This window comes from Natrinema zhouii (assembly GCF_013456555.2).
GTDB classification, from domain to species: domain Archaea; phylum Halobacteriota; class Halobacteria; order Halobacteriales; family Natrialbaceae; genus Natrinema; species Natrinema zhouii.
In genome coordinates this window covers 1181828-1205849 of the sequence record NZ_CP059154.1, presented here as the reverse complement: position 1 = coordinate 1205849, position 24022 = coordinate 1181828, and the positions used below count along the sequence as shown (strand labels likewise).

The 24022-nt window shown below is 65.4% G+C and carries 21 protein-coding genes and 1 tRNA gene; 11 read left to right on the top strand and 11 right to left on the bottom strand.

Annotation, left to right across the window (positions count from 1 at the left end):
• Positions 1-33: 33 nt before the first annotated feature.
• Both HYG81_RS24655 and HYG81_RS24650 read left to right on the top strand, forming a co-directional pair.
• The gene (locus HYG81_RS24655) at positions 34-879 is read left to right on the top strand and encodes a phosphatase PAP2 family protein (protein ID WP_180842304.1); all 846 of its coding nucleotides are present in this window, start codon (positions 34-36) and stop codon (positions 877-879) included.
• 177 nt (positions 880-1056) lie between these two features.
• The gene (locus HYG81_RS24650; RefSeq protein ID WP_180842303.1) at positions 1057-2226 is read left to right on the top strand and encodes a zinc-dependent alcohol dehydrogenase; all 1170 of its coding nucleotides are present in this window, start codon (positions 1057-1059) and stop codon (positions 2224-2226) included.
• 79 nt (positions 2227-2305) lie between these two features.
• Here the strand turns inward: HYG81_RS24650 and HYG81_RS24645 are convergent, their stop codons facing one another.
• On the bottom strand, positions 2306-2503 hold the full coding sequence (locus HYG81_RS24645; protein WP_180842302.1) for a hypothetical protein: 198 nt from the start codon (positions 2501-2503) through the stop codon (positions 2306-2308).
• Positions 2504-2627: 124 nt separating this feature from the next.
• On the opposite strand from HYG81_RS24645, the gene HYG81_RS24640 reads away from it, so the two are divergent.
• On the top strand, positions 2628-3794 hold the full coding sequence (locus tag HYG81_RS24640; RefSeq protein ID WP_180842301.1) for an ion channel: 1167 nt from the start codon (positions 2628-2630) through the stop codon (positions 3792-3794).
• Here the strand turns inward: HYG81_RS24640 and HYG81_RS24635 are convergent.
• Both HYG81_RS24635 and HYG81_RS24630 read right to left on the bottom strand, forming a co-directional pair.
• On the bottom strand, positions 3758-4759 hold the full coding sequence (locus tag HYG81_RS24635) for an AIR synthase family protein (RefSeq protein ID WP_180842300.1): 1002 nt from the start codon (positions 4757-4759) through the stop codon (positions 3758-3760). The two genes, HYG81_RS24640 and HYG81_RS24635, sit on opposite strands and share 37 nt — an antisense overlap.
• A gap of 281 nt (positions 4760-5040) precedes the next feature.
• The gene (locus tag HYG81_RS24630; protein WP_180842299.1) at positions 5041-6042 is read right to left on the bottom strand and encodes a TIGR04024 family LLM class F420-dependent oxidoreductase; all 1002 of its coding nucleotides are present in this window, start codon (positions 6040-6042) and stop codon (positions 5041-5043) included.
• 177 nt (positions 6043-6219) lie between these two features.
• Here HYG81_RS24630 and HYG81_RS24625 point away from each other — a divergent pair, with 177 nt between their 5' ends.
• Positions 6220-7377 carry an MFS transporter gene (locus tag HYG81_RS24625; protein ID WP_180842298.1) on the top strand — a complete coding sequence of 386 codons (1158 nt, stop codon included), beginning with the start codon at positions 6220-6222 and terminating at the stop codon, positions 7375-7377.
• Between the two features lie 106 nt (positions 7378-7483).
• Here the strand turns inward: HYG81_RS24625 and HYG81_RS24620 are convergent, their stop codons facing one another.
• Complete coding sequence (locus HYG81_RS24620) at positions 7484-8260, bottom strand: SDR family NAD(P)-dependent oxidoreductase (RefSeq protein WP_180842297.1); 777 nt, start codon at positions 8258-8260, stop codon at positions 7484-7486.
• Between the two features lie 173 nt (positions 8261-8433).
• On the opposite strand from HYG81_RS24620, the gene HYG81_RS24615 reads away from it, so the two are divergent.
• From HYG81_RS24615 to HYG81_RS24595, 5 genes are all read left to right on the top strand, one after another.
• Positions 8434-9639 carry a lactate 2-monooxygenase gene (locus tag HYG81_RS24615; protein ID WP_226376037.1) on the top strand — a complete coding sequence of 402 codons (1206 nt, stop codon included), beginning with the start codon at positions 8434-8436 and terminating at the stop codon, positions 9637-9639.
• A complete protein-coding gene (locus HYG81_RS24610; protein WP_180842296.1) occupies positions 9636-10367 on the top strand; it encodes an HAD family hydrolase in 732 nt (243 codons plus the stop codon). The genes HYG81_RS24615 and HYG81_RS24610 overlap by 4 nt, the downstream gene beginning before the upstream one ends.
• A gap of 195 nt (positions 10368-10562) precedes the next feature.
• Positions 10563-11672, top strand: coding sequence for a phosphotransferase family protein (locus HYG81_RS24605; protein WP_180842295.1), 1110 nt, complete (start codon positions 10563-10565; stop codon positions 11670-11672).
• Between the two features lie 627 nt (positions 11673-12299).
• Positions 12300-14252 carry a 3-hydroxyacyl-CoA dehydrogenase/enoyl-CoA hydratase family protein gene (locus HYG81_RS24600; RefSeq protein WP_180842294.1) on the top strand — a complete coding sequence of 651 codons (1953 nt, stop codon included), beginning with the start codon at positions 12300-12302 and terminating at the stop codon, positions 14250-14252.
• A 1-nt stretch (position 14253) separates the two neighbouring features.
• Positions 14254-14694, top strand: coding sequence for a PaaI family thioesterase (locus HYG81_RS24595; RefSeq protein WP_180842293.1), 441 nt, complete (start codon positions 14254-14256; stop codon positions 14692-14694).
• A 36-nt stretch (positions 14695-14730) separates the two neighbouring features.
• Here HYG81_RS24595 and HYG81_RS24590 read toward each other — a convergent pair whose 3' ends face one another.
• The 3 genes from HYG81_RS24590 to HYG81_RS24580 form a co-directional block, all read right to left on the bottom strand.
• The gene (locus tag HYG81_RS24590; RefSeq protein WP_180842292.1) at positions 14731-15255 is read right to left on the bottom strand and encodes an Lrp/AsnC family transcriptional regulator; all 525 of its coding nucleotides are present in this window, start codon (positions 15253-15255) and stop codon (positions 14731-14733) included.
• A 30-nt stretch (positions 15256-15285) separates the two neighbouring features.
• A complete protein-coding gene (locus HYG81_RS24585) occupies positions 15286-16140 on the bottom strand; it encodes an alpha/beta fold hydrolase (protein ID WP_180842291.1) in 855 nt (284 codons plus the stop codon).
• Between the two features lie 180 nt (positions 16141-16320).
• Positions 16321-19152 (bottom strand): ATP-dependent helicase, encoded by a 2832-nt coding sequence (locus tag HYG81_RS24580; protein ID WP_180842290.1) that lies wholly within the window; start codon positions 19150-19152, stop codon positions 16321-16323.
• A 164-nt stretch (positions 19153-19316) separates the two neighbouring features.
• On the opposite strand from HYG81_RS24580, the gene HYG81_RS24575 reads away from it, so the two are divergent.
• Positions 19317-20675 carry a hypothetical protein gene (locus tag HYG81_RS24575; protein ID WP_180842289.1) on the top strand — a complete coding sequence of 453 codons (1359 nt, stop codon included), beginning with the start codon at positions 19317-19319 and terminating at the stop codon, positions 20673-20675.
• Between the two features lie 85 nt (positions 20676-20760).
• Here HYG81_RS24575 and ddfA read toward each other — a convergent pair whose 3' ends face one another.
• Entirely contained in the window at positions 20761-21006 is a 246-nt protein-coding gene (gene ddfA, locus HYG81_RS24570; RefSeq protein ID WP_180842288.1) for a DdfA family disk-determining factor, read from the bottom strand.
• Positions 21007-21138: 132 nt separating this feature from the next.
• On the opposite strand from ddfA, the gene HYG81_RS24565 reads away from it, so the two are divergent.
• Positions 21139-21525, top strand: coding sequence for a PD-(D/E)XK family putative nuclease (locus HYG81_RS24565; RefSeq protein WP_180842976.1), 387 nt, complete (start codon positions 21139-21141; stop codon positions 21523-21525).
• 853 nt (positions 21526-22378) lie between these two features.
• Here the strand turns inward: HYG81_RS24565 and HYG81_RS24560 are convergent.
• From HYG81_RS24560 to cmk, 3 genes are all read right to left on the bottom strand, one after another.
• Positions 22379-22449: transfer RNA gene (locus HYG81_RS24560), tRNA-Pro, on the bottom strand.
• A gap of 88 nt (positions 22450-22537) precedes the next feature.
• Positions 22538-23446 carry an RNA-guided pseudouridylation complex pseudouridine synthase subunit Cbf5 gene (locus HYG81_RS24555; RefSeq protein WP_180842287.1) on the bottom strand — a complete coding sequence of 303 codons (909 nt, stop codon included), beginning with the start codon at positions 23444-23446 and terminating at the stop codon, positions 22538-22540.
• On the bottom strand, positions 23446-24021 hold the full coding sequence (cmk, locus tag HYG81_RS24550) for a (d)CMP kinase (protein WP_180842286.1): 576 nt from the start codon (positions 24019-24021) through the stop codon (positions 23446-23448). Before cmk ends, HYG81_RS24555 begins: the two co-directional genes overlap by 1 nt.
• Between the last annotated feature and the right edge of the window lies 1 nt (position 24022).

Genomic DNA, 24022 nt, shown 5'->3' with positions numbered 1-24022 from the left:
ATTTATCTCCCGGTGAGAGTAACGACCGATGAAATGCGACTCGAGGAGCAAAGCGCGGTCGTCCGAGATGCCGTCCCCGCCGAGTACGCGGAGTTCGTCGCGTCCGTCACCGAACTCGGCGGGACGACGTTCCTCATGCTCTTGCTTGCTGTGCTGTTCTGGTGTGTGGATCGCCGCCGAAGCGCGCTCGTGATCAGTTACGCGGTCGCCGGGCTGGCGCTTTTGCTCTCGCTCAAGGCCGTCTTCGGCCTCCCGCGACCGTCAGCGGACGCCATGCTGCTCCCGCTCGAGGGCGAACACGAGGGGTACGGCTTCCCGAGCGGACACGCCTTCGCGGCGACCGTCGTCTACGGCGGCCTCGTCTCGGCGTTCGACCGAGCGCGAGACGGGCGAGCGCTGGCCGCGGCCGGCGCGCTCGTCGTCCTCGTCTCGCTCTCGCGAGTCGCCCTCGGCGTTCACTATCTGGGGGACGTGATCGTCGGCGTGGCTCTCGGAATCGGCTTTCTCCTCGCGATGAATCGGCTCACCCGCGGCGAGCCGACGATCGGCTTCGCGATCGCGCTCGGCCTCTCGATTCCCGCGGTCGTACTCGTCAATGGGACGAGCGACGTGCTGCTCGGACTCGGCGGCTCGATCGGTGGACTGCTCGGTTCGCAGCGGCTCCCGGCCCTGCCGGCGCTGCGATCCCGACTCGAGGGCGCCGTCCTCGCCGGCCTCGGGAGCGGGTTCGTCGTCCTCATCAAGACTGTCGAACCCGTCGTCGCGACGGTCGAGCCCCTGCTCGCCGTCCTCTACGCGATGCTCCTGGGTGGAATCTTTCTCGCACCGGTCGCAGTCGGCCGACTCGAGGTTGCTGCGCTCGAGTCACAGCGGACGTGACCCCGATACCAGCAACGACAATCGTCCGACCGCCGACCGCTCACAGCGACCGTTGCAGACGCAGGGCCCACGTTTAGTGCCGCCTTGAGTGACATTACGACCGGATTTGATAATGAGTGGCAGCAGCGAGCGCGCGTCGGCCGAGTCGAATCGACTCGAGGAACGGAGGACGAATCGATGAGGGCGCTCACCTGGCACGGCGAACAGGACGTCCGTATCGACGAGGTTCCCGAGCCGGAGATCGTCAACCCGACAGACGCGATAATCGAGATTACGGCGACCGCCATCTGTGGCTCCGACCTCCACCTCTACAACGGCTACATGCCCGGCATGCGAGAGGGCGATGTGCTCGGCCACGAGCCGATGGGCGAGGTAGTCGAGGTCGGCAGCGAGGTCGAGACCCTCGAGGTCGGCGACCGCGTCGTCGTTCCCTTCACGATCAGCTGTGGCTCGTGTTGGTTCTGCGGCCACGACCTCTACTCCCTCTGTGACAACTCGAACCCGAACGCCGAGATGGCGAGCGAGGTGATGGGCCACTCGCCGGCCGGCCTGCTCGGCTTCTCACACATGCTGGGCGGCTACGCCGGCGGACAGGCGGAGTACCTGCGGGTCCCCTACGCAGACGTCGGCCCGATCAAAATCGAGTCCGACCTGCCAGACGAGCAGGTGCTCTTCCTCTCCGACATCTTCCCGACGGGGTTCATGGCGGCCGAAAACGCCGAGATCGAGGAAAACGACACGGTCGCGGTCTGGGGCTGCGGGCCGGTCGGCCAGTTCGCCATCCAGAGCGCGTGGATGCTCGGCGCCGACCGCGTGATCGCCATCGACCGAATCCCGGAACGACTCGAGATGGCCAGAGACCACGGCGACGCGGAGATCATCCACTTCGAGGAGGACGACGTCTACGACCGTCTGATGTCGATGACCGGCAACCGCGGACCGGATCGCTGCATCGACGCGGTCGGGACGGAAGCCCACGGCACGGGCGTCATGGGTCTCGCCGATCAGGTCAAACAGGAGGCGCGACTCGAGGACGACCGGCCCCACGTCCTCCGGCAGGCGATCAAGTGCTGCCGGAAGGGTGGCACGCTCTCGGTTCCCGGCGTCTACATCGGCCGCTCGGACAACCTCCCCTTCGGCTCGGTGATGAACAAGGCGCTGACGATCAAGACGGGGCAGACCCACGTCCAGCGCTATCTGAATCCGCTACTCGAGAAGATCGAGGACGGCGAGATCGATCCCTCGTTCGTCATCAGTCATCAGGTCGGCCTCGAGGACGGCCCGGAGATGTACGAGACGTTCAACAACAAAGAAGACGACTGCATCAAAGTCGTGATGACGCCCTGAGACGGGATCATGAGTGCGGCCTCGTCGCGTCGCTACGCCGGCCGCCGGGTTCGGCCGGTCGGCGGACAGGCACCGCCGTCTACGCCGGCGAGTAGTCCACTCGCCCCTCGTCCTCGCTCATCCGGATCCAGTACAGTCGGGTATAGGGCACGTGAATGAAGCTCTCGTCCTCGAGTCGAACGCGAACGCCCTGGACCTTTCCCGAGTCGGTGATGTGATCGGCGTCTACCTCCTCCGAGGCCGTTCCGTCGGGACCCTCGTATGTGATCTTCGCCATGACTCTAGGAGGAGATCCCCGTCAATAAGTCCGTGCCAAGAACCCTCACAGTCCGAAATTCGCGCGTCCCGTCAGGCGGCGGACTCGACCGGGGGTTTACCGCCGCCGTCGGTGTGGAATCGCTATGTTCGAGGCGTTTCACTCGCGTCGACCCGGCGGTCGCGTCGCTGTCTGGATCGTCGCCGCAATCGCGCTCACGTCGATCGCGACCGGCGTCGGCGCGATTCTCACTCGGCCGGCCCTCGAGACCGGCGGCACGCTCGGCGATCTCCAGGCCGTCGCGGAGTTCAGCGGGACCATCGTCGGCTTCGCCCTGCTCGTCACCGCCTGGGGAATGCGTCGGGGCTATCGGCTGGCGTACGTCACCGCTGTCCTCCTCATCGTCCTGTCCGGTGCACACGGTATCGTCCAGTTTCGAGCGGTGTCCGTCCCGCTCGTCGTCCTCTCGGTCGGCGGACTCGTCGTCCTCGTCGCCACGAGCGGGCGGTTCACGCGCTCGAGTACCCCCGACGCGACGCAGATCGGTGCGCTCCTGTCTATCGTCGGCGTGCTCTGTTACGGAACCGCCGGAGCGTACGCGCTCAGAACCGGGTTCGACGGGGTCACGACCGTCGTCGACGCGGTCTACTTCACCGCCGTGACCGCGAGCACGGTCGGCTACGGCGACGTCCACGCGAGCACCGAAGCGGCGCGTCTGTTCGCTATCTCGTTGGTCGTCCTCGGACCGGCGACCCTGGCCGCCACGGCCGGCAGCCTGTTCGGGCCCGCGTTCGAGACGCACCTCCCCCGAACCGATCGCGAGGCAACAGCGCATCTCGGTTCCGACGCTGCCGTGGCCGGAGGCAACCCGGAGACCGGCACGGAAATCGTCATTCTCGGGGACGACGAGACGACCGCACCGATCGTCGACGCCCTCGCGTCCCGCGCGTCGGTCGCGGTCGTGACGAGCGAAGAGCGCGCACGGCGTTCGGACGGCGTCGACGTGATCACCGGTGACCCGACGGCCGACGGCACGCTCGAGCGGGCCGGCCTCGAAACGTGCGATGCGGTACTCGTCGGTACCGGCGCCCTGCGAGACGCGGACGCGGTGATCGCCTCAGCTCGGTCGCGTACGAACGCCAGAATCGTGGCCCTCACGGGTGGTGGGGAAAACGAGTCCACCGAACGAACCGAAGCGGACGTCGTGGTCGACCCCGAAACCGTGCTGATCGAGGCGACCGTCGACGCGCTGCTCGGGACCGACGGGGTCGCGGGTCAGTCGTCCGCGTCGGCGGCCTCCCACAGCGGATAGAGATCGTCCTCGATCGGCTCGGTGATCGACTCGCCGTCGAGAACGAGTTCCGGTTCGCCGCCCTCGAGGCCCTGAACGGTCCCGATCTCGGCGGCCTCGACCCCTGCATCCGCGAGATCCTCGAGACAGTCGTCCAGTGCGTCCGCGGGGACGGTCGCGACCAGCGCGCCGGAGCCGAAGATCCGCAGCGGGTCGACGCCGGCAGCCTCGCACAGCGCCGCGGTCTCCTCGCGGATCGGGACGGCGTCGCGCTTGACCTCGAGTCGGACGTTCGAGGCGCGGGCCACCTCGAGCAGGCCGGCCGCGACCCCGCCCTCGGTGGGATCGTGCATCGCTGTCGCGTACTCGCGGACGATCCGGGCCTCGGGAACGACGCTAATCTCTCCGAGGAACCCCTCGGCGCGCTCGCGGGTTTCGGAACCGACGCCGAGTTCATCGCCGAAGTCGGCCGCGAGGATAGCCGTTCCCTCGATCCCCGCCGCTTTGGTGAGTACGACGGCGTCGCCGGGCTCCGCGCCACCGGTCGGGACGAACCGCTCGGTCGTTCCCATCGCCGTCAGGGAGAGCAGCGGCCGCTCGAGCTGGTCGACGTACTCCGAGTGGCCGCCGACGATCGACGCGCCGACCTCTCGTGCGGCGGCGTCCAGATCGTGGGAGATTTCCTCGAGAACGCGCTCATCGGCCCCATTGGGGAGTAACACGACGGCCGTCAGCCAGCGCGGGTCGGCCCCCGAGACCGCGACGTCGTTGGTAGCGACGTAAACGCCGAGGGTACCCACCTCGGCGGCGGCCAGGGAAATCGGATCGGAGCTGACGACGAGCGTCCCCTCGCCGTCGGGCCAGTCGATCGCGGCGGCGTCCTCGCCATCCGCGGGACCCTGTACTATCGTCTCGTCCGTCTCGGCCGCCCCCGTCCGCTCGAAGACGTGCGCGAGCAGGTCGTCCGGGCTCACCTTGCCGGGCATACCACGAACTGGGACGATGCGCCGTTTGTAGCTGTCGAAGAATTCGTTTCTCAGCAGAAAACGGTGGCACGACGGACAGCAACACCCTGAAAGCCCCGACGCCGCTCACGGGCTACGCCTCGCTGTGCGCCTCGGCTCGCTTCGCTCGCCTGCGGTGCTTGCGTCGGCTCGCACCGTGAGCGCCGCCGCCCCTTTCATTCCCGCCCGTACGTTGTTTGGCGGGGCTGCTATCGCAGGAGCGATTACAGGGGCGGAGAAACAACGTCGATCTCGAAAACCGCTCAGTTGTCGGGCGCGACCGCCTCCATCGTCTGCCGAACCTGGTCCTCACTCGCGCCACGCGGGAAGCTGACCGCGATCGCGTCGAGGCCGTCGACAGCCTCGTACTCCTCGAGTTTCTCGCGGGCCGTCTCCGGATCGCCGGCGGCACAGAGGTCGTCGAGGATAGCTTCGTCGACCAGCTCGAGCGCGCGCTCGCGGTCGCCCGCTTGCCACGCGTCGTGGATTTCGGTGGCTTCGTCGTAGTCCTGGCGCTCGAGCGCGTCACGGTAGAACGTGCCCATCCCGCCGACGTAGAAACCGATGTGCTGGCGGGCGAGCGCGCGGGATTCTGCGGGGTCGTCCAGCGCACAGCAGGTGACGCCGGCGGTGACCTGCACGTCGCTCGGGTCGCGGTCGCCGAGTTCGGCACCGCGTTCGATGTCCTCGAGCCGGTCTCTCGTTCCCTCGGGCGTGAGCATGATGCCGTGCCAGCCGTCGGCGAACCGGCCTGCGAGTTCGACCGCCTTGGGGCCCATGCCGGTGACCTCGATCGGCGGCGGCGTCTCCGGCGGCTCACAGCGCAGTCGGAATCCGGAGAGGTCGAAGTCGTCGCCGTCGTAGTCGACCGTTTCCCCCGAGAGCACCTGTCGGACGATTTCGACTGTCTCGCGGGTTCGCCTGAGCGGGTTCCCGTACTCGACGCCGTGCCAGTTCTCTATCACGACGGGGCCGCTCGGGCCGAGCCCCAGCCGGAACCGGCCCTCGGAGAGTTCCTGCAGCGTCGCCGCCGTCTGTCCCAGCAGGGCCGGCGATCGAGAGTAGGTGTTGAGAATGCTCGAGCCCACGTCGATCGACTCGGTGCGCTCGGCCATCGCCGTCAGGACGGTGACGCCGTCGCGGCCCCACGTCTCGGGAAGCCACGCGCAGTCGTACCCGCCCGCTTCGGCGGTCTGAGCGTAGTCGACGATCGAATCGATCGTCGGCTGTGCGGCCACTGGCAGGTGGACATCTCTGTCAGTCATCGTCAATCACAGACGACAGACGTCCTTTTGGGTGTATGGGAACTGATAGCCCGAGGAGTATCGTTTACGGTCTAGGCTTGTACTGGACGCGCGTCAGTCCGGCCCAGAGTAGCCACCAGGTTGTCAGGAACATCCCGATTTCGGAACGCTTGAGGCCCGCTGTTGGAACTATGAACTGTGACCCGCACACGACTTTTCGCCTCTCTCTGTGGCCTCGTCTTTTTCCTCAACCTCGCCAGAGTCATCTTCGCACCGCTGCTGGACGTGTTTATCACCGAATTCGCGATCGGCGAGGCGACCGCCGGACTCATCGTGACGCTCGCGTGGATCGGGAGCGCGTCCCTTCGCCTGCCGACCGGCTGGCTCCTCACGAAAGTCCCGAGACACCGCGTCGTGGTCGTGTCCGGACTGATTCTCGCCGCGTCCTCGGCACTCGCTGCGACCGCGACGACGGTCCCACATCTCATGGGTGGAGCGTTCCTCATGGGCATCGCCTCCGGGGTCTACTTCGTCTCGGCGAATCCGCTGTTGAGTGAACTGTTCCCGTCGCGCGTCGGTCGCGTCATGGGGATCCACGGGGCCGCCAGCCAGATCGCTGCGGTGATCGCTGCCCCGTTCGTTGCGCTCACACTCATCGTCGACTGGCGACTCTCGCTGTGGGCGATCGCCGTCGGTGCAGCAGTCGTGACCGTCTCCACGTGGGCCGTTGCGAGGAACACCGAAATGCCGAGTGCGGGCGGGGCCGATCGGGACTTCGTCGCCGGTGCGCTCTCGGAGTGGCGGCTCATCGTCACCGCGCTGGCGATCGTCGGCGCACCCGTCTTCGTCTGGCAGGGGCTGTTCAACTTCTACGAACTGTACATGCAGTCGAAGGGGCTCTCCGATCAAGTGGCGGGTATGATGCTCACGATCATCTTCGCCGCCGGCGTCCCCGCGTTTTACTTCGGCGGCGATCTGGCCGACAGGTTCCCGAAGGTCCCGTACCTGCTCGGAATCGTCGGGACGTTCGCTGCGAGCCTCCTCGTGTTGACGGCGGTCGAAAACCTGTTCGCGCTGGTCGCGGTCACCGCTGTCGTCGGCTTCGTCATTCACACGTTGTTCCCGGCGACGGACACGTACCTTCTGGATACGTTGCCGGATTCGACGCGGGCGAGCGCCTACGCCGTGTTCAGTTCGGTCTGGATGCTAACACAGGCGGTCGGTTCGTCCGCCGTCGGCCTCTTCCTCGAGCGGGGCTATACCTTCGACGCGGTGTTCAGCGGTGCCGCCCTCCTCCTCGGCGGTTCGATCGTCGTCCTCGTTCTCTTCGAGCGACGGGGACGACTCCCGAGTTGAACCGTCGCTCGCCCTCAAGCAGTGGCTCCGAACGGGAGCAGAAATCAGGGCGCTGAAACGGATTACCGATTCGGAGACCGACTCGAGCGGACGGAAACGCGCGAACTCAGACGTCGAGATCCTCTTCGATCTGCGGGACGCCCTGCGCGGTGATGGTCTCGCCGACCAGGTACGACGAGGCGGGGCTGGCGAGGAACTGCGTCACGTCGGCGATCTCCTCGACGGTTCCGATTCGTCGCGCGACCTCCTCGCGGTCGATGTTGTCCGCGGAGACGCCCATCTGGCTCTCGACGCCCGGCGTGGCGACGAAGCCCGGCGCGATCGCGTTGACGCGGACGTCGTCGTCGGCCCACTCGTAGGCGAGCGTCGTCGTCAGATTGATGACGGCCGCTTTGGCCGCACCGTAGGGGCTCATCAGCGGTGAGCCGCGCTGTCCGGCGACGCTCGCGAGGTTAATCACCGAGCCGCCGCCGTCTTTCAGGTGCTCCGCGGCGGCGTGCGTGCAGTGGTAGGTGCCGTTGACGTTGATGTCCATGATGGTTTTCCAGCCGTTCGGCGAGATATCGTCGAACTGGGCCATAAAGGACGCGCCGGCGTTGTTGACCAAGATGTCCAGCCCGCCGAACTCCTCGACGGTCGCCTCGACGAGGGCGTCGACCGCCTCGCGGTCAGTGACGTCGCACTCGACCGCCAGCGCCCGCCCGGGACTGTCACTCTCGTTGATCGTCTCGGCGACCGGATCGACGTTGCCCTGTTCGCGCGAGCAGACGACGACGTCGACGCCGTCGTCGGCGAAACGCTCCGCGATCGACTTCCCGATCCCGCTCGAGGACCCCGTAATAATCGCGACGTCGCCGTCCACGCTGAACTGGTCGGTACTCATGGCCGATCACCGTCGACTGCAGACTGCTGTTGGTAGATTACCATTGTTAGCTACAACGAAAGATTTGCAGCAGGCGTTAATAAAGGTAGGTGTGGATGCCGTACCGTTAAGTGAATGGCAAGCACTGGCACGGGTACACACGACGGCGGACCAACCGTCGTCACAGAGACACTATGACACCAGACACCCCCGACTACGGACCGGATCGACAGGCCGAGGTCTATCTCAGCGGGATGCTCGAGGACGAGTCTCCCGAGTTTCCCGTCTCCTACGAGGACCTCGAGGAACGCGCCCGCGAGGACCTCAGCGAGGAGGCGTTCGCCTACGTCGCGGGCGGTGCGGGCTCGGAGTCGACGGTCGCCGCGAACGACCGTGCCTTCGACGCGTGGCAGATCGTCCCCAGGATCATGCGGGACGTTTCCGACCGCGATCTGTCGGTCGAACTCTTCGGCCGGGAGTACCCGTCTCCCGTCATGCTCGCACCGATCGGCGTCCAGTCGATCCTCCACGACGAGGCCGAACTGGCCGTCGCCCGCGCGGCGAGCGCGCTGGAGGTGCCGATGATCTGTAGCTCCGTCTCCTCGTACTCGATGGAAGACGTCGCGGACGAACTCGGCGAGAGTCCGGGCTGGTTCCAGCTCTACTGGAGTTCCGACCGGGACGTGGCGGCCAGCTTCCTCGAGCGCGCCGAAGACGCGGGCTACGAGGCCGTCGTCGTCACGCTCGATACCCCGAAGATGGGGTGGCGAGAACGCGACATCGAACTCGGCTACCTGCCCTTCCTTGAGGGGGAGGGTCTGACGAACTACTTCGAGGATCCGGCCTTCCGCGATCGACTCGAGGGGGACTACCCGCGGGGAAATGAGGAGGCCGCGATCGCGTCCTGGCACGAGTGTTTCGGCGACGCCTCGCTGACCTGGGACGACCTCGCATGGCTCGAGTCACAGACCGACCTCCCGGTCATCATCAAGGGCGTGCTCCACCCCGACGACGCTCGCGAAGCGGTCGAGCGCGGCGTCGACGGGATGATCGTCTCGAACCACGGCGGCCGGCAGGTCGACGGCGCGATTCCGGCGCTGGACGCGCTGCCGGATATCGTCGACGCGGTCGAAGACGCGACCGACGCCGACCGCGACGTTCCCGTCCTCTTCGACAGCGGCATTCGGCGCGGGAGCGACGTCGTCCGAGCAGTCGCGCTCGGTGCCGACGCAGTCCTGCTGGGTCGCCCCTACGCCCTCGGGCTGGGCATTGGCGGCGAAGACGGCGTTCGGGCCGTCCTCGAGAACCTCCTGGCCGATCTGGACCTGACGGTCGGGCTATCGGGGTGTGCGAGCCTCGACGAAATCGAACGATCGACGATCCGGCGGGCCGAGCGATGAGCGAGAACGAGGTCGACGACGACGACGGAACCGACGAGTGGGAAGCCGTCTTCTGGGACATCGGCGGCGTCATCCTCGAACTCGACTCCGTTCAGGGCGCTCACGCCGAGTTCGTCGCGGACCTGTGCGAGCGCCACGCGATCGACGCCACGGTCGAGGAAGCCATCAACACGTGGCGAACGGCGGTCGGGGACCACTTCCGCGAGCGAGACGGCACCGAATTTCGATCGGCACGCGACGGCTATCACCGAGGAGTCACGGCCATCGTCGGCGAGGAGATTCCGCGAGCGGAGTGGGAACCCCGGTTCGACGAGATCGTCAGATCGTCGATCGAGCCGGTTCCGGGAGCCGTCGAGACGATCGAACGCCTCGCCGAGCGGGACCTCCACGTCGGCGTCATCAGCGACGTCGACGACGCGGAGGGGCGAGCGATGCTCGAGCGCTTCGGCGTCCGCGAGCACTTCGATTCGATCACCACCTCCGAGGAAGTCGGGCGCACGAAGCCCGATCCGGCGATGTTCGAGACGGCGCTCGAGAAAGCAGGCGTCGACCCCGACCGGTCTCTGCTGATCGGCGATCGCTACGACCACGACGTGAAGGGGGCCGCCGATGCGGGGATGCACGGCGTCGCCTTCGGGGCCGACAACGGGCCTGCCGTCTCCTATCGGATCGAGACGCCGGAGGAGGTGCTCGAGATCGTCGACGGGAAGCCGGGGCAGACGGACTGACAGACGAGCAATTCGTCCGTGACTGGCCGATTACACCCCGAATAGTAGTGAACATTGTAAGATAAGAAAGACAGCGTAACTATTTTCGTTAGGCGGTGCGGTTATGGTACCGTACATCATGTCGAGTGCGAACCGCGATCCAAGGGCAGCGACCGCATCAACCGTCGCTTCGGGCGGTTCAACTGATCGAGTCCCATGAGCGAGAACTACTACGAGCGTCTCGTCGACGAGGACGCGCTGGCGGCGTACCTGACGGATCACATCGGCGAGGCCGACGACTACGACATCGAGCGCCATCAGGAGGGCCACTCGAACGAGACCCTGTTCGTCACCTGGGGCGACCGCGAACTCGTCATCCGGCGGCCGCCGCCGGGCGAAACCGCCGACACGGCTCACGACGTCCTCCGCGAGTACCGCGTGACGAACGCGGTGGCCGACACCGACGTCCCGGTTCCGACGCCGATCCTGGCCTGCGAGGACCACGACGTCATCGGCAGCGACTTCTACGTGATGGAGCGACTCGAGGGCGACGTGCTCCGCGAGGGCGAGCCCGAGTGGCTCGCCGGTCCTGACCACCGCGCGCGGATCGGCGAGGAACTCGTCGACACGCTGGCGACGATCCACGACCTCGACTACGAGGCGATCGGACTCGGCGAGTTCGGACGTCCGGAGGGGTACACCCAGCGACAGGTCGACCGCTGGGGGAAACAGCTCGCGTGGGCGTTCGAGGTCACCGAGGAGGAGCGAGCGGTGCCGGTCCTCCACGACGTCGGCGACTGGCTCCGGGACAACGTCCCCGAGGACCACCCCCACACGCTCGTCCACGGGGATTACAAGCTCGATAACGTCATGTTCGCGCCGGCCTCGGGACGCGACGCGTCCCGGAGTGAGCGAGCGGACCCCGTCGGCGAGCACCCGCCGGAACTCGTCGGCGTCTTCGACTGGGAAATGGCCACGCTGGGCGACCCGCGGGCGGATCTGGGCTGGATGCTCTCCTACTGGCGAGACGCCAAAGACCCCGAACCGTCGGTCCCCGAACTCACGACCCGCTTCATGGAACGGGAGGGCTACTCGAGCCGGCCCGAACTGGTCGAGCGCTGGGAGGATCAGACCGGCTACGAGTTCGAGCACGAACGGTTCTACCGGACGCTGGCCGTCTACAAGCTGGCCGCCCTCGGCGAGATGTTCTTCCGACGCTACCTCGAGGGCAACAGCGACGACCCGATGTATCCGAAGATGGAAGACCGCGTGCCGGCGCTGGCCGCGCGGGCGAAGCGGATCATCGAGGGCGACGAACCGTTGTAGCGAGACTCGAGGCGCAGTTTCGCTGTTGTGCTGTGCAGATTGAGCCAGTGGCGTTATAGAGTGATAAGAGTAGAGGAGGAGTGTCCTGCTCATACTGGCGGCATGGAATCGCCACGCCCTCCCCAACCGATTTCTCCGCACGGGCGCGCAGCGCCCGGTCGGATGGTTCGCGGGACCGGAGGTCCCGCGCTAACGCTCAGTCATTCTTCCCTCGCTCATCCCTCGCGCAACGTTGTGCCGCGGTTCACAGTGGTTCGCGGCTCCCTCCGGTCACCGCTCACACTATCGAGACCTTCACTTCGTTCAGGCCTCGCAGTTCACCGCGGCCCAGCGCGCGCCACCGCATGCCGGTTGGCCAGTCCGAAATCACCACGATCACACGTCCTAAGCGTTTGCCGGAGGCACAACGAGGATGATTCCTAGATCCAGGACAGATTCGACTACAGGGTTGATGTCGTTCGGATGTACCGACGATGAGCCAGCAGATCAATACCAAACTCGAGTCACTGTTACCGACGTTCAGTGAAAAACTGGCTCGGCTCACCTACTATACAACGATACACAACTGGCTTAACATTGCTAATTCCGTTCGGTGGTATTAAGACGGCTCCGAGAGACAACACGGCCATGTCACTCGACAGCATCGACCGCGTCGCCGTGCTGGGCGCGGGAAACATGGGACACGGCATTACGGAAGTAACGGCCATGGCCGGCTACGACGTCACGATGCGCGACATCAAAGACGAGTTCGTCGAGGACGGCTACGAATCGATCGAGTGGAGCCTCCAGAAACTCGAGGAGAAGGAGCTGATCGACGAATCGGCCGATGACGTCCTCTCGCGAATCGAGACGACGACGGATCTCGAAGAAGCCGTCAGCGACGCCGACCTCGTCATCGAGGCCGCGCCCGAGGATCTCGACCTGAAACACGACATCTTCTCGGATCTCGAGGAGTACACCAGCGAAGAGACGCTGCTGGCGACGAACACCTCGAGCCTGCCGATCTCGGACATCGCGGCGGCCGTCGACACGCCCGAGCGCGTGCTCGGCCTGCACTTCTTCAACCCGCCGGTGAAGATGGACCTCGTCGAAGTCATCTACGGCGAAGACACCAGCGACGAGGCCGCCGAAGCGGGCTACGAGTGGATCGAGTCGATCGGCAAGACGCCGATTTACGTCCGCAAGGACGTCCGCGGCTTCGTCGTCAACACCATCGTCGGTCCCTTCGGCGGCGAACCCGCGTTCATGGTCTCGAACGACGAGGCGACGATCCGCGAGGCCGACGCGACGATGGTTCACGAGCGGGGCTACCCGATGGGACCGTTCGAACTCGCCGACCTCACCGGCATCGACGTCGGCTACCACGTCCGCAAGGAGGGCGATAGCCCGATTCCACCGATCACGGAGGAGAAGGTCGAGGCCGAGGAGCTCGGCCAGAAGACCGGCAAGGGCTTCTACGACTACGAGGGCGGCGATGGCGCGGACTACGAGCCCGAGGACGCGGGCGACTTCGATTGGCTCCGCGTCGAGGCCCGCATGATCAACCGTGCGGCCTTCCTCGTCGGCGAGGACGTCGCAAAACCCGAGGAAGTCGACACTGGCGTCCAGCTCGGACTGGGCTTCCCCGAGGGCATCTGCCGCCGAGCCGACAAGATCGGGCTCGATACCGTCCTCGAGAAGCTCGAGACCCTCTACGCGGAGACGGGCGAGGACCGCTTCGAGCCCCATCCGTTCCTCGAGCAACTCGTCGCGGAGGGTAAAACGGGCGAGGAGGCCGGCGCTGGCTTCTACGACTACAGCGACGACGAACTCGGCCCCTACCACGACCTGAACTACGACCTCGAGGACGGCGTCCTGGCGATCGAACTCGACCGACCGTCCCGGATGAACGCGCTCTCGAACGACCTGCTGGCAGAAATCGACGACCTGCTCACCGCGGTCGAGACCGACGAGGTCCGGTGTGTGACACTCGAGGGCGCGGGCGACCGCGCGTTCAGCGCCGGCGCGGACATCTCCGGCTTCGGCGACGCGGAGCCGACCGATCTGATGGACGTTACGCCCGCCTTCGAGACGGTCAACGACTTCCCGCGACCCGTCCTCGCGAAAATCGACGGCTTCTGTCTCGGCGGCGGCCTCGAGCTCGCGCTGGCCTGCGATCTGCGGATCGCGACCGAGCGCTCTTCCTTCGGGGCGCCCGAGATCGGCCTCGGTCTGATCCCCGGCGGCGGCGGCACGCAGCGGCTGACCCGCATCCTCGGGGAGACCCGCGCGAAGGAACTGGTCTTCCGCGGCAACCACATCGATGCCGACCGCGCTGAAGAGTGGGGACTGATCAACCGCTCGGTCGAGCGCGAGGAGTTCGACGACACCATCGAGGAGTTCGTCGACGACCTGCGCAACGGCCCGCCGATCGGCCTCAAGGTCGCCAAGAAGGTGATGAACGAGGGCCAAGACGCCAGCCTCGACGCCGCGCTCGCCATGGAGAGCCAGGGCTTCGGCCTCCTGATCAGTACGGACGACGTGCTCGAGGGTACCGCGGCCTTCGCGGAAGATCGCGACCCCGAATTCGAGGGCAAGTAACATGACTGGTGGGCCGACGGACGCGTCGGGTTGGCCGGAGTGGGAGTCGTTCGTCCAGCGCCACGGCTACCTGTCGTGGCTCGATCTGCAGGTCGAACACCTCGAAGACGGAGAGGCGGTCCTCGCGATCGAGCGGAACGAAGACTTCGAAAATCCCATCGGCAACGACGGCTACGACCCGGTCCACGGCGGCATCGTCGCGACGCTGATCGACACCGCGAGCGCGTTCGCGCTGCGGAGCACGTTCGAGGATCCGGCCGAGGCACGAATGACGACGACCGACCTCAACGTCTCGTATCTGCGACCGGCGACCGGCGACTTGCGGGCCACAGCGGACGTCCTTCGAGTCGGCGGCTCGACCGGCGTCACCGACGTCACCGTCGAGGGCGCGGACGGCGAGGCCGCGGTCGGTCGGACGACCTATCGGCTATTTCGGGAGTAGCGGGATTCCCGCGGAAAGAGCGGCCGAGCGGCGGCATCACTGCTCGTCCTGTTCGTCTCGGAGGTCCTCGTAGATCCGCGGATCGGTCTGGAACTTGAGGACGTTGTGGACCGCCGAGTTGCGAATGTTCGCGATGACGTCCCCGTGTTCCGAGTAACAGTCGTGGATCCACCGGGAGACCTCCTCGCGGCCGCGGAACATCATTACCGTCTTCCACTGGTACTCCCCGTCCGAGAGGAAGAAAAACAGGGTGTGCTTGTCCGCCTTGATGTACTCCATCGCGTCGCGCCAGCTGTCGGCGAAGTTCTCCGGATTGAACTTGAACTCGAACAGCGCGAAGATGTAGTACTCCTCGTTGGGAATGATCGCTTCGCGGAAGACGCCCTCGTCGCGCATCCGTCGGATCGACTCGCTGACGGTGACGTGGGAGACGTCGATATCGTACTCGTCCTCGAGTACCTGCGTGAGTTCACGCGAAGACAACTGCGGATCGTTCGAGAGTTCACAGAGGATCGCGATATCGCGATCCTTGAACTCCCAGTTCGGTGGGTCGCCACTCATACGTGCGTGACTGTCGTCGCTGGCATATTGTTACACTTCCGCTCCTGTCAGGAATTCGCGGAGGCGGTCGGCGTAGGCGTCCGACCGATCCTCGGGAACCCAGTGGTAGGCCGCCGATAGCGGCGCGAGTTCCGTCTCCGCGATTTCTTCGGCCAGTCGTTCGGCGTAAGCGTAGGGCTGCATGACGTCATCTTCGCCCCACAGCAGTAGCGTCTCGGCGGTGATCGCGCCGTAGTCGATCTCCGTCGTGTGGTTCGTGTTCGTCGCGACGGCGTCGCGAACCAGCGAGACGTGGCCCTCGTCGGTCAGCCACGGCGCTTTCATTCCCGCGACGAACTCGGGATCCGCCTCGCCGTAGGCTCCCTCGACGAACGCCGACTCGAGTCGTCCCTCGAGTTCCTCGCGCTCGAGCTCGGCCGTCGACGGCAGTCCCAGAGTCGAGACGAATTCGACCGGCCACGAGTCGTAACAGACGGCGTTCGAGAGGACGAGCCGGTCGACCCTCTCGGGATTGTGTGCGGCAAAGCGAAGGGCGACGCCACCGCCGATATCGTGGGCGACGAGCGCGATTCGATCGATAGCGAAATCTTCGAGGAGGACCTCGAGCAGCTCCTCCTGGGCGCGAATCGAGCGGTCGAAGTCGTCGCTCATCGCGGAGTTGCCGTAGCCGACCATGTCGAGCGCGATGGTCCGTCGGTCCTCGGCGACCGCGGGCACGATATCGCGCCAGAGGTACGACCAGGTCGGGATGCCGTGGACGAAGACGACCGGCGGCTCCTCGCTCTCGTCGGGGCCCGCCTCGTGGTAGGCCACCTCGAGATCGTGACCATCGACCGAGACCGTCGTCGTCGACTGCTCGTCGCTCCAGCGTTCGTGATCGACCATCTATCGGCCTCCGTTCGGACGGCTACTTGGTGGAAGACGGATCACGCAGTCGGGCATGCAGAGCTGACTGTTACCCTCATCCCGTGGGATTATCTGGCACATCATCGTGATACACCGCCAGTTCACTTTCCAACATAAAGTCAGTTTGGGGGAGAGCTACCGTTGGTAACGCAGTCTCCGTTACTCGCCCTCCGGCCCCGTCGACAGCCCCGCCAGCGACTCCTCACCGATCTCCTCGAGCACGCGGTCGTGAAACGACTGGAGCGCGGCGCTCTCGTCCTCGGCGAGGACGACGTCGCTGGCCGACAGCGTCGCGAGGCCGAACGCCCGCGGCGTCGGCGAATCGAGAAGCTGCCGGGAGACCGCGAGTTCGCCCGCGTCGATCGCGCCGACGATTCCCTCGATCTCCGCGACATTGAGCTTGTCCTCGAGGATTTCGCGGTAGGTCTCCTCGATCACGGCGAACTCCTCTAATTCTTCGGCGAACCCGAGTAACATCTCGCTGGAGACCTGCTGCTCGCTCGCGGACTTCTCGTAGCCCTTGTAGCGCTTGAGGATCATCAGCGACCGCGTCGCGTTGATGCGGAAGTAGCGCTGGAGCAGGTCGGTTCCCGCCAAGGACGCCCGGAGATCCGCGCGGACGTCGGCTGGCTCGAGGTCGTCGATGACGCCCTCGATGTCGACTTTGCGGTTGAGCGGCATCGAGAGGACGAAGCCGTTGTCCGCGACCGCCACGCGGACGTTGGCCGTCGCCTCCTGCGCACAGCGGTACGCGAACAGGCGCGAGAGCCCGTCGTTGACCTTGCGGCCGTAATTCGAGTGGACGTAGTAGTGGCGTTCGTACTCCTCGCGGTCCCGGACGACCTCGATCGCGAGCCGGTCGGGCGTGCTCACGCTCGCCGCGCCGGTGTAGCGACACTGGTACTCGAACAGGCGGGCGACCGCGCGGACGCTGTCGTCGTCGAGGGGGAACTCGCGGAGCCACGCGCGGACCCGCGGGGGACCGCCGTCCTCGTAGTGTGCGAGGAGTTCGCCCTGAAAGTCGAGGATCTCGCAGCCCAGATCGTAGGAGAGCGGCAGCCGTTCGGAGTACCACGAGGGGACGGTCGGCCGCGCGCTCGTGCGGTCGACGTAGACCTTCGATCCGCGCCGATAGCTGTACTCGAAGTGATCGCCGCCCAGCACGAAGACGTCGCCCTTCTCGAGGGTGTCGAGATAGGACTCGTCCAGCTGGCCGACCCACTCGTCGCTCGCGCGCGTCTTGACGTCGCAGGTAAAGGAGTCGGGAATCGTCCCGATGTTGGTCATGTAGATGACCCGCGCCAGTCGGCCGCGCTTGCCGATCAGCACCTCGCCGACCGGATGCTCCTCGTGGTGGTGTTCGCCCCCGGGCGGATCGTTCTCGTCGCGCCAGACCTTCGCGTAGACGTTGCGGTCCTCGAGGCCGGCATATTCCGCCGTCAGGTAGCGCATGAGCGACTCGTACTCGGCTTCGGAGTAGTTGCGGTAGGGGTACGCCCGTCGGAGGATCGCCTTCAGTTCGGACTCGGGTCTGATCTCGGCGATCGCCATCCCGTAGACGTGCTGGGCGGCCACGTCCTGGGCGTTCTCGGGGATCGACACGGAGTCGACGAACCCCTCCGCGGCCGTCTTGAGCATGACCGCACACTCGATCAGTTCGTCCCGATCGAGGGCGATCACCCGGCCGGTAACGGTCTGACCGACGCGGTGGCCCGCTCGCCCGACCCGCTGGAGCAAGGCGGCGACGGACTTCGGCGAGCCGACCTGGACGACCAGGTCGACGTGGGGCATGTCGATCCCCAGCTCGAGACTCGTCGAGGTGGTGACCACGTCGAGGTCGCCGTCTTTCAGTCGTCCCTCGATGTCTTGTCGGACCTCCTTCGAGAGGCTCCCGTGGTGACACCCCGAGTTCTCCTCGTCGTAGGCGTCGAAGCGCTCCCGGAGGTTGTGGAGGACCCGTTCCGCGCCCGAGCGCGTGTTGGTGAAGATGAGCGTGTTCGTGTGGTCCTGCACGTGATCGTGGAGCATCCGATAGAATCGGTCCTGAACGACCTGCCGGGGCGTGTTGATCAGGTCGTCCGTCGGGCACTCGAGTTGCATATCGAACTCGCGGGCGAAGCGAGCGTCGACGATCTCGTAGTCGCGGGGCTGCCAGCCGGGTTCCTCGCCCGCTGGCGGCTCCCGATGATCGCCGCTCGGTTCGCCCGAGACGTCTCGTCGCTCGCATCCGACCAGAAACTCCGCCACGCGATCCAGCGGCTCGATCGTCGCCGAACAGCCGATCCTGGTGATATCGCTCCCGGCCATCGCCTCGAGTCGCTCGAGGCTCACCGAGAGGTGCGTCCCTCGCTTGCCCGCCGCCAGCGAGTGGATCTCGTCGACGATGACGTACTCGACGGTGCGGAGTTTCTCGCGGAACTTGGGCGAATTGAGGAGGATCGCGAGGGTCTCGGGGGTCGTGTTGAGAATGTGGGGCGTCTCCTCGAGCATCTTCTGTCGATCGCTCGAGGAGGTGTCGCCGTGGCGGATGGCGTGGCGAATCTCGCCCATCGCTCCGTCTCCGTTGCGCTCGGCGACGATTTCCTCGATGCCCTCGAGCGGGACCTCGAGATTGCGGTGAATGTCGTTCGCGAGGGATTTGAGCGGCGAGACGTAGAGGCAGTAGACCGAGTTTTCGAGCCCGTCCGCCCTGTCGCGTTTGAACAGTTCGTTGATGATCGCACAGAAGCTGGCCTGGGTCTTGCCGCTGCCAGTCGGCGCACAGACCAGGGTGTTCGTCCCCTCGTGGATCTTCGGGATCGCGCCCCGCTGCGGCGGCGTGAAGAAGCCCTCGTTCGCCGGAACGAACTCGCCGAACTCAGCGAGCCACCACTCCTGAACCGCCGGCTCGAGGAGGTCGAAGACGTCGGCGTCCTCGATCGTCGCGGCGGCCGGATCGAAGGGGAGGGCGTCGTCGGCGACCGGCAACTCGAGGCGCTCGTTCCCGTCCATTACCGTCGTTCGGGGGCCGGCGTGTAAGAGGGTTTGGACAGCACGGTGAAAGTGAAGCGGCCGGCAGTTTGCGTCCCACCGGTCTCGAATCGACAGCGACTCGGATCGGTTCCGCTCGCGGATAGCCACAATCTAGTTATTCTTCCGTTCGAGACGTTCAGGAAATGCGATCTTCTCGGCTGCTCACTGTTCTCGTTCTTCTCGTCGGGCTGCTGACGACCGGGGTCGTCGCCGGAGCGACGGTCGTCGATCCCGACGGCGATGGGGAGCCGGTTCTGGTGGAATTTCGCGACGGGACCGGCCCGTTCGACGACGACACCGACGGTGACGGCCTCGACGACGGCGCGGAAAAACAACGCGGGACCGATCCCACCACTGCCGATACGGACGGTGATGGGATTGCGGACGGGCCGGAGGTGCACGACCACGGTACAGACCCGCTCGAGGGGGATACGGACGGCGACGGACTCGACGATGTGACAGAGATCCGCGACCACGAGACCGACCCGCTCGAGGCGGACACCGACGGTGACGGCCTTGCGGACGGCTCGGAGATTCGCGAGCACGGAACCGACCCGCTCGAGACGGACACGGACGGCGACGGCCTCGACGATGGAACGGAGGTCAGCCAGCACGGGACGAACCCGTTGGCGGCCGATTCCGACGACGATGGGCTGTCCGATCCCGACGAACTCGAGACGTACGAGACGAACCCGCTCGAGGCAGACACGGACGACGACGGGCTCGCGGACGCCCCGGAGATCGATGACTACGAGACCGACCCGCTCGAGGCGGACACCGACGGTGACGGCCTCGACGACGGCCCGGAAGTCCACGCGCACGAAACCGATCCGACCGCGTCGGATACGGACGACGACGGGCTCTCGGACGGCGCGGAGGTCCACCAGAAGGACCGCTATCCCGACGCCGACCCGCTCCGAACCGACATTTACGTCGAAGTCGACCGGATGGAGGGACTCGACCTCGAGCGCGCCGAGCTCGAGCGGATCGTCGACGAGTTCGACACCGCGCCGCTCGGGAACCCCGACGGATCGTCCGGCGCGGCCCTGCACGTGATCGATAGCGATGTGATCCCGTGGGAGTCGTCGACCGACGTGGGTGACCTGACCGGCTACCGGTCGGAGTACTTCGACCGGGCGGGCGAGGGGTATCACTACCTGGCCATCGTCGAGAACGTCGCCGGCGATACGGCGCGGGGGAACATTATCGGCAAGGCCGGGCTCGGAACGATGATGGTCGAATCACAGCGGGGCCGCGACCACACCGGGACGACCGTGATGCACGAACTGGGCCACTCGCTCGGGCTGTCGAACACCGACTTCGAGGGGATCGACACCGCCACGTACAGCTTCCGGAGCTACAGGAGCGCTATGAACTACAACGCGCCGCGGGACTATTACGGCTTCTCCTCGGGAACCGGTCCCAACGACTTCGACGACTGGAGCTATCTCGACGAGCACATGTTTACGCCGTCGACGACGTCCGTCACCGTGGGCGGCTGACTCGAGACGCGACGTTCGACGGATTTCGCCGGTTGGGTTCCGAATTCGCGGACTATCGTTCCGGACTGGCCCCGGCGGGACCGCTTCAGTCGGTGTCGCCCGCCGTCACATCGACGTGTCCGGCGCTATCGACGCGCACGTGATTGCCTCGGTACGAGAACTCGACCGCCGCGGTGGCCTCGGTTGCGTTTTCGACCGGGCGAAACAGTGTATCGAGCGCGTCCGTATCGATGACCGCGTGCAGCGGCGGCTCGAGCTCCGTCGGATCGATCCCCTCGTGTGCCGCCACCCCCTGAACGACCTTGATACTGGTCGGCAATGGCGCTGACATACAACCGTTAGCAATGAGGCCCCAAATAATTCCCTCGATCCTAGGCGGACGAACAGCGGACACGCGGCAGATACACGTCAGACGCACGTCAAACGGTCGATGACGCCGGCCGTTCACACGTGGACGAACTCGATGAATCGGTCGAAACGGGCGAACCACTTCGGGACCGCCGTCGAGAAACGAATGGCCGAGAAGCGTCGCTTCGATCTCGAGCGGGCGAGCTGGCACGATGCGAGATTCGGCACCGGAACACCTGTCGAGATTACGTCGACGATGCACGAGCATTCCGATGGACAGCCCGGTAACCGGAAGGGCTACCGCGAGTCCCTCGAGAAACTCCGGCGGCACGACGGCTGGTACTGTTTCGTCGTCTACCGGCCACATGGGCGATCGGGCTGCACGATCCGTTGTGAGAAGATGGTTCGCTCGAGCGATCTCCCGTTACTCCGGTGGCACGGTAGCAACGATCACCGCGGAACCGAGCAAGCGAAAATCGCGACCAATACCATTTTTCGATAGAACGGCAGGTGGGGATGCCTCCGAACGGGTGGGGAGAGGATGGTCGGAGGCGATTAATTGTTCCCGGATATCACTATTGATTGTTTCGATAGGTATCACACTACCAACAAGACTATCTCTGTGTAATTCAAAGAGACAGGTAGCGGGGAAAGGATTCAGTTGTTGCCCAACAGAGTCTGTCCGATTTCGAGACATACAGAACCTCGCCGGACCCCTGAGATCGTTCCGACCTGAAAGTCAACTCGTCAAATTCGATCTCAAAGTCACCACTTGACACACCACCTATGGGGGGTGGGGGGTCCGACGCTGGCTCTCAGCCAGCGTTTCTCGAGCCGAGAATTCAATCAGTAGTGACAGCGATGTCAGTATCAACGACTCAACGAGGCGGTTCATCTCGAACGACCGTCCTCATGATCAGTACCCGACTGTAATGTCCGATGCAGACGCTGGAATATAGCGGTCAATAGATGAGTGGAGACAACATGGTGTCTCCTAGTTCGATTTAAGCCAGAATTGAGCCATCTATCACTTGTACCGATGACTGCACTGCAAGATCGTCCGACAACTGTCGCTATTTGCGAAGATTGTGGGAACCCAATAGCTTCGCGGGAACTACCAGATGGAGTGTTCCTCCCAATCGGAACTGGGAAGGAATGCCCTTGTGGCTGTACCGATTTTCGTCGGTTTGGTTGATCAGTACCGCTTGATGAGTGTCCACCGTCAGCACGAATCTCTCGGTCCTCGAGCGCCTTTCGAGTGGGACCACGGTCGCAGCGGAGCTGCTCCCTGCTCCCATTTTCCCTCCTTACGTCGCAACGGTCGCTCCGCTCCCTCGCTCGTTACGTCGTGAAAATGGGACCGCCGAGAATTGAACTCGGGTCCTACGGACCCCATCCGCAGAGGATACCACTACCCCACGGTCCCGTACCTGAATCGATGCCCGTCTGCTGCTTAAGCGTGTCGTTTCGTGACCGCGACAACACGTGGTTCGTCTCCGAACGATCGAGCCCGCTCAGACCAGCACGCGCTCGAGATCCACCACAACACCGCTGTCAGCGTCGACATCCCCGGCCAGTTCGCCGAGACACACCGCCGCACCGTCGGGCGTGTAACAGGCCACGAGCGCTCCCCGATCGATCCCGTCGTCGGCCTCGAGCACGCCCGGCGCGTAGACCGGCGCGCCTTCGGCCACCTCGCGGGCCGCGTTCCGGGCGATCACGACGCTCGGGATCCCCTCGAGCATGCGCTCGGCGGGCTCGACGACGTCGTACAGCGGCTCCGGATCGTCGTCCTCGAGCCAGAACCCCAGCGCGTCGAGGAAGTCGTGGGCGCTATGAAGCGTCCGGTCGTCGAACGGATCCGTCGCGGTTCGGCGCAGGTGCCCCATGTGCGCGCCCGTTCCCAGCGCCAGTCCGAGGTCGTGACACAGCTTGCGGACGTAGGTCCCGCTCTCACAGCGCATCCGCACGAGGAGCCGCCGGTCCTCGGCCTCGAGCACCTCGAGGTCGTAGATCTCCCGGACGCGCAGGCGACGGGCCACCGCGCTCTTGCGCGGCGGCTTCTGGTAGATCGGCCCCTCGAACTCGGCGACGACCGACTCGGCGTCGGCCGGAACCGGCGCGTGACACTCGAGGACGGCGACGTACTCCTTGCCCCCCTCGAGAAAGACCTGTGCGAGCCGGGTCGCGTCGCCGAGCATCATCGGGAGACAGCCGGTCACTTTCGGATCGAGCGTTCCCGCGTGGGCGGCGCGACCGATCCGCGACTCGACGCCGCGCTCGGCCAGCGTCTCGTCGACGGCGTCGCGCAGCCAGCCGCTGACCTGATGCGACGACGGGCCGGGCGGCTTGTCGAGATTGACGACGCCGAAGGTGAGCAACTCGGCGGGCGAGCGCTCGCCCGGTGGGTCACGGGGACTCATCAAAAGTCGGTCTCGAGGTCGACGAGTGCTTTCCCCTCGTCGCCGGCGGCATCGTAGCGTTCGACGGCGGTAACGAGCATATCGAGGACGGCGTCGGGCCCCCAGCGGGCCGTGTTCACCGAGAGGTCGTAGATCGTCAGATCCTGGATGTCGATCCCGTAGTACTCCTCGTAGCGCTGGGCCTCGCTGGCCTCGCGGGCCTTCGTTTCCTCGGTCGCGCGAGCGGGCTCTTTCTCCTCGCGCTCGGCGATGCGTTCGCCCCGGACCCGTGCCGGTGCGTCCAGCCAGAAGCGGAAGTCCGCCTCCTCGCCGGCCAGCCAGCCCGCGAGCCTGGACTCGAGCACCAGATCGTCCGCGTCGACGGCGATCTCGCGCAGCCGCCGATCGAGATCGCGGTCGATCTCGTCGTTTTCCTCGGCGAGCTTGTTGAACTCGAGGGGGGTGTAGCCGCGTTCGTCGGCCAGTTCCCGGAAGATGTCACCGCCGCTGACGTGGTCGAGATCGAAGGCGTCGGCGAGCAACTCGGCGGTCGTGCTCTTCCCGCTTCCCGGCGGGCCGGAGACGGTGAGTAACATA

What these genes read in the sequence shown, in the direction of transcription:
- HYG81_RS24655 (WP_180842304.1), top strand. Translation starts at nt 34, where the DNA reads ATGCGACTCGAGGAGCAAAGCGCGGTCGTCCGAGATGCCGTCCCCGCC.
- HYG81_RS24650 (WP_180842303.1), top strand. Translation starts at nt 1,057, where the DNA reads ATGAGGGCGCTCACCTGGCACGGCGAACAGGACGTCCGTATCGACGAG.
- HYG81_RS24645 (WP_180842302.1), bottom strand. Translation starts at nt 2,503, where the DNA reads ATGGCGAAGATCACATACGAGGGTCCCGACGGAACGGCCTCGGAGGAG.
- HYG81_RS24640 (WP_180842301.1), top strand. Translation starts at nt 2,628, where the DNA reads ATGTTCGAGGCGTTTCACTCGCGTCGACCCGGCGGTCGCGTCGCTGTC.
- HYG81_RS24635 (WP_180842300.1), bottom strand. Translation starts at nt 4,759, where the DNA reads ATGCCCGGCAAGGTGAGCCCGGACGACCTGCTCGCGCACGTCTTCGAG.
- HYG81_RS24630 (WP_180842299.1), bottom strand. Translation starts at nt 6,042, where the DNA reads ATGACTGACAGAGATGTCCACCTGCCAGTGGCCGCACAGCCGACGATC.
- HYG81_RS24620 (WP_180842297.1), bottom strand. Translation starts at nt 8,260, where the DNA reads ATGAGTACCGACCAGTTCAGCGTGGACGGCGACGTCGCGATTATTACG.
- HYG81_RS24615 (WP_226376037.1), top strand. Translation starts at nt 8,434, where the DNA reads ATGACACCAGACACCCCCGACTACGGACCGGATCGACAGGCCGAGGTC.
- HYG81_RS24610 (WP_180842296.1), top strand. Translation starts at nt 9,636, where the DNA reads ATGAGCGAGAACGAGGTCGACGACGACGACGGAACCGACGAGTGGGAA.
- HYG81_RS24605 (WP_180842295.1), top strand. Translation starts at nt 10,563, where the DNA reads ATGAGCGAGAACTACTACGAGCGTCTCGTCGACGAGGACGCGCTGGCG.
- HYG81_RS24600 (WP_180842294.1), top strand. Translation starts at nt 12,300, where the DNA reads ATGTCACTCGACAGCATCGACCGCGTCGCCGTGCTGGGCGCGGGAAAC.
- HYG81_RS24595 (WP_180842293.1), top strand. Translation starts at nt 14,254, where the DNA reads ATGACTGGTGGGCCGACGGACGCGTCGGGTTGGCCGGAGTGGGAGTCG.
- HYG81_RS24590 (WP_180842292.1), bottom strand. Translation starts at nt 15,255, where the DNA reads ATGAGTGGCGACCCACCGAACTGGGAGTTCAAGGATCGCGATATCGCG.
- HYG81_RS24585 (WP_180842291.1), bottom strand. Translation starts at nt 16,140, where the DNA reads ATGGTCGATCACGAACGCTGGAGCGACGAGCAGTCGACGACGACGGTC.
- HYG81_RS24580 (WP_180842290.1), bottom strand. Translation starts at nt 19,152, where the DNA reads ATGGACGGGAACGAGCGCCTCGAGTTGCCGGTCGCCGACGACGCCCTC.
- HYG81_RS24575 (WP_180842289.1), top strand. Translation starts at nt 19,317, where the DNA reads ATGCGATCTTCTCGGCTGCTCACTGTTCTCGTTCTTCTCGTCGGGCTG.
- ddfA (WP_180842288.1), bottom strand. Translation starts at nt 21,006, where the DNA reads ATGTCAGCGCCATTGCCGACCAGTATCAAGGTCGTTCAGGGGGTGGCG.
- HYG81_RS24565 (WP_180842976.1), top strand. Translation starts at nt 21,139, where the DNA reads ATGAATCGGTCGAAACGGGCGAACCACTTCGGGACCGCCGTCGAGAAA.
- HYG81_RS24555 (WP_180842287.1), bottom strand. Translation starts at nt 23,446, where the DNA reads ATGAGTCCCCGTGACCCACCGGGCGAGCGCTCGCCCGCCGAGTTGCTC.
- cmk (WP_180842286.1), bottom strand. Translation starts at nt 24,021, where the DNA reads ATGTTACTCACCGTCTCCGGCCCGCCGGGAAGCGGGAAGAGCACGACC.